The following is a 265-nucleotide window of genomic DNA, read 5'->3' on the forward strand; positions in this document are numbered from 1 at the left end:
GCTTGTAGCTCAGGTGGTTAGAGCGCACCCCTGATAAGGGTGAGGTCGGTGGTTCAAGTCCACTCAGGCCTACCAAATTCTTTCTGATACCGCGTTGTGAAACGACTCGCATACTTCAGTATGCTTCGCCGCTCCACGCCTTGTCTCAGCAGGAATTAAGGTGAATGAGATAACTACGATGGGGCTATAGCTCAGCTGGGAGAGCGCCTGCCTTGCACGCAGGAGGTCTGCGGTTCGATCCCGCATAGCTCCACCATCTTTACTG

General features: G+C 54.0%; 1 tRNA gene. It reads left to right on the plus strand.

What is annotated here, in order from left to right:
- The first annotated feature begins 180 nt into the window (after positions 1-180).
- A tRNA-Ala gene (locus OGV85_RS00530) sits at positions 181-256 on the plus strand.
- Positions 257-265 lie beyond the last annotated feature (9 nt).

It is taken from the genome of Citrobacter sp. Cf132 (assembly GCF_030333885.1).
In the GTDB taxonomy this organism is placed as follows: Bacteria; Pseudomonadota; Gammaproteobacteria; order Enterobacterales; family Enterobacteriaceae; genus Citrobacter; species Citrobacter freundii.